Here is a 6,293-nt window from a genome sequence, read left to right on the forward strand (position 1 = left end):
ACGACATTGCATCGTCCCGCATGGAAGCGCTATTTCACAACCCCAGCGGCCTGGCCTCCTGTATGAACTCAATCAGAAGGCGAAGCCCGGTCGGCAGTTGCCGGCGGCTTGAATAATAGATATAAAAACCTTCCTCCAGCGGGGACCATTCCGTAAGCACCAGGCGGAGCCGTCCATCCTTCACATAGGGTGCAACAAGAGGCTCCGGAAAATACATTAGGCCGGCTCCGCCTAAGACGGCCACAAGGCCCGTTTCAGCCTGATTGACCGTCACAGAGCCTGGCACAGTGATTTGGTAAGTTTCGCCGTCTCGCTCAAGTTCCCAGCGATAAATCCGATCGTCGCCGAGACGATTGCTTATACAGCGATGGTGTAATAAATCATCAGGATGTTCAGGCGTTCCGTAACGTTCCAGGTAGTCTGGGGATGCGGCGATAACCCAGCGAATATCGGCAGATAAACGCCGGGCAACCATGTCTTCCGGGACGGTGCCACCATAGCGGATACCGGCATCGAAGCCCGCATCAGTGACGTCAACCATACGGTTGCTGGCCACAATATCGATTTCAATATCGGGATAGCGATCCATAAACGCGGGCATAACCGGCGCAAGCAAAAGATTGGCTGCTTCAACGGCAGCATTGATGCGGATACGTCCGGTAGGGGTATTACGATACCGGTTAAGCGATTCAAGCGCGCCTTCTATCTTGTCGAAAGGCTGAAGGACAGACTGAACCAGTTCTTCACCTGCAGCCGTAGGTGTAACGCTCTTGGTCGTGCGATTAAGGAGGCGAACCCCGAGCCGGGTTTCCAGTCCCTTCAGGGCATGACTAAGCGCTGATGCACTGACACCTAATTCAATGGCAGCACGGCTGAAACTGCGATGACGTGCAATAGCCATGAAATAAATGAGATCGGCAACATCAGCTCTGCTTATTTGCATACAGAATCCTTTTCCTTGTGCCTTAACGCCCGACTGCGTTGATACGGAAATGATATACACCATAGACCGATTAGCGCTAATCCGTTGCTGAATTTTTTTCACAAGTCCATCCACTCATCGCCTCTCACTGAAAACGGTGTGCTTCGTTATTCTTGAAAATAATGAGACCCGGCAACGCCGGGCCAGGGAAGGGGGTTAACGGTTCTGTATTGCTGAAGGCGGCGTGAGTGAAGGGGGCGTATCAGGAAGCGGGGGAATGATCCCGTCGACGGGGTGCGGCAGATAGAGTGCCTCGAGTTCCGTGATTTCAGCATCGCTAAGTGAAAAGTCCAGTGCGCTGATAGCCGTGGAAAGATGTTCTGGTTTGGTCGCGCCAATGATCGGGGCTGTGATGACCGTTTTTGATAGCAACCAGGCAAGTGCAACATGGGCTCTTGCACATCGTGCTTTTCGGCAATTCTTGCAACGACATCAATAACGGGCTTATCCAGAAGGGCTGCGTTCTCATACATTTTTAACGCAAAGGCATCGTTTTGCGTTCGTCGGGACGTGACACTCCAGTCGTGCGTGAGCCTGCCGCGTGCCATCGGACTCCAGGGGATCACACCAACGCCCTGGTCTTCACACAGGGGCAACATCTCGCGCTCTTCTTCCCGGTAAAGCAGGTTGTATTGCGGTTGCATCGTAATAAATCGGGTCCAGCCGTTACGCTCTGCAGTATGCTGCATTTTTGCAAAGCGCCAGGCTTCCATAGATGATGCGCCGATGTAACGTACTTTTCCTGATTTAACGAGGTCATGCAGAGCCTCCATGGTCTCTTCAACAGGCGTAGAGTGGTCAAAGCGGTGAATCTGAAAGAGATCCACATAATCCATACCTAAGCGCATCAGGCTATCGTCAATAGACTGAAAAATGGCCTTGCGGGAAAGAAACCCGGTATTGGGTGAGTTGCGCCACGGAAAGAAGGTCTTTGTCGCCACAACGATCTCATCGCGTCTGGCCATTTCTCTCAGCGCTTTTCCTGTGATCTCTTCAGAACTTCCGCCCGAGTAGATATTCGCGGTATCAAAAAAATTAATGCCTGCTTCAAGCGCCTGACGAATGAGCGGTCGTGACGCTTTTTCATCCAGGGACCAGGGTTGAGGCAAACGTTCGGGGTCACCATAGCTCATACAACCGAGGCAAAGACGGGAGACTTTCAAACCGCTACGACCCAGATTCACATACTTCATTCTGTGTTCCTTCTTTTATTGCCAGCAATTCTGTATGTGACAGGGTATTGCACTGACATGAAGTGAACCAGCATGCGCCATCGAATGGTGTTTTGAGTATTTTTCACAAATCGTCGTTATCGACAGTGAAAGACGAGAAGCGAGAGGGTGGTCAGAATTAATAACAGATTGATGTATCGGCTCGTGATTAGCTATCAGATATCATTTAACATAATATACATTATGCGCACTAACGTAAGTGGAGGCAAAATCTGCATTTCTGCGGTCATGATTGCCTGGTCCATTGAATCATGTGAAGCCACCTTTTCAAGCATGATTTGTGTCGAGGCCCCGCACGACCCAACGTCTACGTTTACACATGGTTGAAAGACGTTTGATATACTTCAGGTTTTGCCCACTGCTACCGTAAACTTATGGAAATTGAATTAGATAAAAGCTTTAGAGAAAGGATTTTCCACGCGGTCATTTTTGAAGTCACGGCCAACATTATCATCGCGCTGTCGCTTGCCTGGCTGATGAACGTGTCGGTACTCCAGTCTGGCTCGCTGTCCGTGATATCCGCGCTTACCGCCACGGCCTGGAATTTTGTGTTTAACAAATTCTTTGACGCTCTTCAGAAAAAATACCAGTTTGAAAGAACGTTCCTCGTCCGCGCGCTCCATGCGGCCTGTTTCGAAGCCGGACTTATCATCACGTTAATTCCTGTGGCCATGGTGATGCTGCATTTAACGATGACGGAGGCATTTTTTGTTGAGATTGGTTTGGTACTGTTTTTCCTGCCGTACACGATGCTGTTTAACTGGGTTTACGATTACCTGCGCTGGACGTTTGTTGGACGGAAACAGTCTGCTATGTAACGAGATATCTGTCACATAGACGTACCTGTGCTCATATTCGACTCCTGTCACCTTCTATACTCTTCATTTCTCTATCGCTTTCAAGGAGTCGATAATGTTTGATCATGTGAAATTTGGCGTCAGCGATTATGAAAAAAGTAAAACCTTCTTCCTCGAGGCGCTTCGTCCGCTTGGTGTTGAACTCGTCGATGAAGGCGCGCCGGATTATGGTGTTGAGATGAGCTCTGGCGACGTTTCGCTTTGCCTTTTCCAGACAAATGACAAACCAGCGCCTCTGCATCTGGCGTTTGTGGCCAAGACCCGTCAGCAGGTAGATGATTTTTACCATGCCGCGCTGGGCGCTGGCGGACGTGATAACGGTGAGCCGGGGCTACGTTCCTATGGTGAAAATTACTATGCCGCTTTTGTCATCTCGCCTGATGGTCATAACATCGAAGCCGTATGCCATGCGCCGGAAAGTCGGTAGCCCAAATATTTCGCTTGAGAACATTTTAGAAGCTAATCCTGACAGCCAGTCGCTGGCTGTCAGAGGCTGTCACGATCTGAGGTCAGCACGACGGATACCCCCTTTTCCGATACCGCGCGGATCCACTCCTTATCTGTACCGTCTTCAACGATGATGGTATTCACTGAAGATACATCGCCAATCACAAACGACGACGCGGTGTTGATCTTTTCCGGAGACGCCAGAACGACCGTTTCCGCGGCTCTGCCGGAAAATGCACGTTTGATGCATGCCTCTTCGAAATCGCCGGTTGTCAGCCCCGCATCCGGATGAATACCAGTCACGCCCATAAAGAACAGATCTGCATGAATATTCTCTATGCCTTCGATGGCCGCCGCGCCGACCGCAACAATCGAGTGTTTATACAACCGTCCGCCGATCAAAATCACCTCAATGGCAGGATGATCAACAAGCCCCAGAGCAATACTCGGGCTGTGCGTCACCACGGTGATGCGCAAGTCAGGCGGGAAAAAGGTAATCAGCTCCGAGGTTGTCGTGCCACCGTCGATAATTACCACCTGGCCTGATGAAATCAGCTGGGCCCCTTTGCGGGCCACCCTTTTTTTTGCATCCATCTTCACGGATTGCCGTTCGGCAAACGGAGCAATTGCGGAAGATGACGGTAGTGCGCCGCCGTGAACACGCTGCAAACGCCCTTCTGCCGCCAGCTCGCGGAGATCGCGCCGGATAGTATCTTCAGAGACGTCGAAAAGAATGCTGAGCGCTTTTGACTGGACCTGACCTTCGGCACCCAGCTTTTCAAGGATCAATTGTTTTCGCTGACGAGTGAGCATCCTGTTTTCCTGATGTTGCATGTTTTACCTTGAAGGTGCATGATATTGCTGTTTATGAGTATTACTCTACGTAAGGAGGAACAATCGTGCAATCAAAACGTGCAGATGTGCGCATCATTAACGGTGAAACCCTGTCAGATAACTGGTACATCCTTAAAAAATACACCTTCGACCTGCAGCGTCGTGATGGCGAATGGCAGCGGCAATAGCGGGAAGTCTATGACCGTGGCAACGGCGCGACGATTCTTCTCTACAACCGTGAGAAAAAGACGGTCATCCTGACGCGCCAGTTCCGCTTCCCTGTTTTTATTAACGGCCATGAGGACGATTTAATTGAAGCGGCGGCGGGATTGCTGGACAACATGGATCCTGAAAGCCGCATCAAAGCAGAAGCGGAAGAAGAGACCGGATTCCACGTTACGCGCGTAGAGAAAATCTTTGAAGCCTATATGAGCCCGGGCTCTGTCACGGAAAAACTCTATTTTTATCTTGCCGAGTATCAGCCGAAAGACAGAACCGGCGCCGGCGGCGGGATCAAGGCTGAGGGAGAAGATATCGACGTGCTGGAAATGACGCTTGAAGAGGCATTACGCCGCATTGAAACCGGCAGGATTGTCGACGGTAAAACCATCATGCTGCTTTATCATATTGCCCTGAAAGGCATTCTGTAACCCACTGGTTTAAATCCTGATTTCAATATGTATGAACCTGGGGGAAAAGCGTAAAACCTCCTAAATTTTGCAGCCTACTATATTTAGTGAACGATTTCGAAATTCGATAAAAACATCAACAATTCCCTAAGTCATCTGCATTTACCATTCAAAAATCCCAAACGTTCACGAGGCTGCCAGTTGAGGCAGCCTGTCTTATCTGTTGACTGGATTAAAATGCGACTCGCTACAGATAACGAAGCATATTATACTTGCTCCTCCACTCGTACAGGAGGCAGCAACTCACGTGAAGGATACATATTACAACGACTTAACGATCAATACGCAAATTCAGAGTGAGCTGGACGCGTTTTTTGAGGACTTCAAAGGGATCGTCTTCGCCTACGCCATTATGAACAAGAAAGATCCCTCACAGATGAGGATAATCAATAACAGTCCAGAGTGGTTTACTATCTACCTTGAAAAAAAATATCAGTTCATTGACCCTGTTATCATTCGGGCTTTACGCTGTGTGGAAGATTTTTTCTGGGAAAGTGATGTTGTCCTGTCAGATGGTTATAACCTGACGCGTATTTTCGACGAAAGTGTCCAGTATGATATTTATCAGGGACAGACGTTTCCTCTGCATGACTATTTGAATAACCTTGTTGTCTTATCCGTCATCAGTCCTAAGCATTCTGGGATTGACATTGAAAAATATCGGCCGCATTTTCTACGCTTCCTTGTTCAGTTACACCAGAAGACACTCAATCTGTATAGTCAGCATCAGCAGAAAAAAAATGTTTTCCTGTCGCCACGTGAGCGCCAAATCCTTAAATGGGTCAGCGCCGGAAAAACGTACGCAGAAATTTCTGTTATATTGTCTATTGCTGAGCGCACCGTTAAATTCCATATGGGCAACATCATGAAAAAGCTCGGTGTGAATAATGCAAGACACGCAATAAAACTTGGAACGGAACTCCGGTTACTGGAGGACTGAGCCTCAGCCACTGGTTATAAATGGCGTAATTGCTCGAGCATTTCGCGAAGCCAGTGACTGGATTTGTCTTTGCTAATAATGTCTTCAATAATGCTGGTGCTGGCGGGTATATAAATATAGTAAATAACCTCGCCTTTTTCAGAAACACCGCGCTGAATAACTTCAACTTTCCAGTTCGCATGGCGAAATATGGCATACATTCCACGACTGGCTACAGCGGTAATGACTCCAACTTACTGATAGTGTTTTATGTTCAGATAATGCCCGACGACTTTGTCATGCAGCTCCACCGATTTTGAGAACGACAGTGAC

Annotated in this window: 6 protein-coding genes and 2 pseudogenes; 4 read left to right on the forward strand and 4 right to left on the reverse strand. The window is 48.8% G+C overall.

All coding sequences use genetic code 11. The annotated features are described in order from the left end of the window. Window positions 1–34: 34 nt before the first annotated feature. Together ACOTXF_RS10495 and ACOTXF_RS10500 are read right to left on the reverse strand one after the other, a co-directional pair. Window positions 35–943: a LysR family transcriptional regulator gene (locus tag ACOTXF_RS10495; RefSeq protein ID WP_014831948.1), complete on the reverse strand. Its 909-nt coding sequence runs from the start codon at window positions 941–943 to the stop codon at window positions 35–37. A gap of 195 nt (window positions 944–1,138) precedes the next feature. After that, window positions 1,139–2,175 (reverse strand): annotated as a pseudogene (locus tag ACOTXF_RS10500) (aldo/keto reductase). 413 nt (window positions 2,176–2,588) lie between these two features. On the opposite strand from ACOTXF_RS10500, the gene ACOTXF_RS10505 reads away from it, so the two are divergent. Together ACOTXF_RS10505 and ACOTXF_RS10510 are read left to right on the forward strand one after the other, a co-directional pair. Beyond that, complete coding sequence (locus tag ACOTXF_RS10505; protein WP_023292407.1) at window positions 2,589–3,032, forward strand: PACE efflux transporter; 444 nt, start codon at window positions 2,589–2,591, stop codon at window positions 3,030–3,032. A gap of 94 nt (window positions 3,033–3,126) precedes the next feature. Next, window positions 3,127–3,498, forward strand: coding sequence for a VOC family protein (locus ACOTXF_RS10510; RefSeq protein ID WP_023344151.1), 372 nt, complete (start codon window positions 3,127–3,129; stop codon window positions 3,496–3,498). 59 nt (window positions 3,499–3,557) lie between these two features. On the opposite strand, the gene ACOTXF_RS10515 is transcribed toward ACOTXF_RS10510, so the two are convergent. After that, window positions 3,558–4,331 carry a DeoR/GlpR family DNA-binding transcription regulator gene (locus tag ACOTXF_RS10515; RefSeq protein ID WP_008503220.1) on the reverse strand — a complete coding sequence of 258 codons (774 nt, stop codon included), beginning with the start codon at window positions 4,329–4,331 and terminating at the stop codon, window positions 3,558–3,560. 86 nt (window positions 4,332–4,417) lie between these two features. Between ACOTXF_RS10515 and ACOTXF_RS10520 the strand changes: the two are divergent. Both ACOTXF_RS10520 and ACOTXF_RS10525 read left to right on the forward strand, forming a co-directional pair. Then, a pseudogene (locus tag ACOTXF_RS10520) lies at window positions 4,418–5,002 on the forward strand (NUDIX domain-containing protein). 286 nt (window positions 5,003–5,288) lie between these two features. Then, window positions 5,289–5,981 (forward strand): helix-turn-helix transcriptional regulator, encoded by a 693-nt coding sequence (locus ACOTXF_RS10525; RefSeq protein ID WP_008503218.1) that lies wholly within the window; start codon window positions 5,289–5,291, stop codon window positions 5,979–5,981. A 233-nt stretch (window positions 5,982–6,214) separates the two neighbouring features. Here ACOTXF_RS10525 and ACOTXF_RS10530 read toward each other — a convergent pair. Further along, window positions 6,215–6,293 (reverse strand): IS1 family transposase (locus tag ACOTXF_RS10530; RefSeq protein ID WP_421635261.1); only part of this gene is annotated, 79 nt, incomplete at its 5' end.

Source organism: Enterobacter cloacae complex sp. IR53041, assembly GCF_049238285.1.
GTDB classification, from domain to species: Bacteria; Pseudomonadota; Gammaproteobacteria; order Enterobacterales; family Enterobacteriaceae; genus Enterobacter; species Enterobacter roggenkampii.